The 926-nt window shown below is 49.4% G+C and carries 2 protein-coding genes; both read right to left on the reverse strand.

Annotated elements, in window-relative coordinates; translation table 11 throughout:
• Positions 1–398, reverse strand: a 398-nt coding sequence (locus tag GY683_RS06915) for an LptF/LptG family permease (protein WP_297288039.1), incomplete at its 3' end; no start/stop codon positions are given.
• Positions 395–926: LptF/LptG family permease (locus tag GY683_RS06920; protein WP_297288040.1), on the reverse strand; the 532-nt coding region annotated here is incomplete at its 5' end. The genes GY683_RS06915 and GY683_RS06920, both read right to left, overlap by 4 nt.

The following is a 926-nucleotide window of genomic DNA, read 5'->3' on the forward strand; positions in this document are numbered from 1 at the left end:
ATGGCTTCGGCTTTTTGATTGGTGATGGGCAGTACGAATTGATTCACCGCAAGCGACAACACCACGAACACGCTGGCAGGGATCATCGCCCAGCTAATGATGCGATATTTACTCACGCCCGACGCCTGCATACTCACAAGCTCGCTGTTACCGGCCAATAGCCCCAAGCCCACCACCGCGCCAAGCAGTGCACCGGTTGGAATGAACTGCACCAAAAAATACGGCGAACGGTACAGGATGAATTTGAGTGCATCCATCACCGTATAAGTATCGCTTAGATCCTCAAGCTCATTCAAATAAGCAAAAATCAGCTGCAATAACCACAGTCCAAGTACCGCACCAAGCATCGCTAAGAACGCCGCTCGGATGACATATCTGGCTAAAATATGTGACTTCATGCCGCGCCTCCTTGACGATTTAGACGCAGTTTTGCCATCATACGTTCATGATAATTGATGTATATCGCCACCGCAAACAGCGCCATAAGAACCACAGGATATGCCCAATCTCCAACCTTGCCCTTGGCGATGCTTTCCTTCAGGGAGATCAAAATCAGCACATTCGCCACGAAGATAAATAACGCAGGAATGAGCTTTAACCATCTGCCTTGGCGCGGCTTCACTTGAGCCAGTGGTGCTGCCAAAATCGCCGCAATCAAAATCAGCCATGGCAAGCTGAATCGATAACCAAGCTCAGCATGAATCTCTTGAGAGCTTGGTGTTTGATTGGTCGTGTTCATGTTTGCAAACAAATCCTGAATCCGCCACCCTTCTATCTTTAGGGGCTTTAGGTCTTCGTTACTGCTGGCTGCCAGACTGATGCGATATCGCTCAAATCCAATCTGGCTATATTTCTTGCTGGTGGCATCAACTTCATAGCGTCGCCCCTGATGCAGGTCGAGTCGTATTACCCCGTCATCGCTGTCC

It is taken from the genome of Moraxella sp., from assembly GCF_024227015.1.
In the GTDB taxonomy this organism is placed as follows: Bacteria; Pseudomonadota; Gammaproteobacteria; order Pseudomonadales; family Moraxellaceae; genus Moraxella.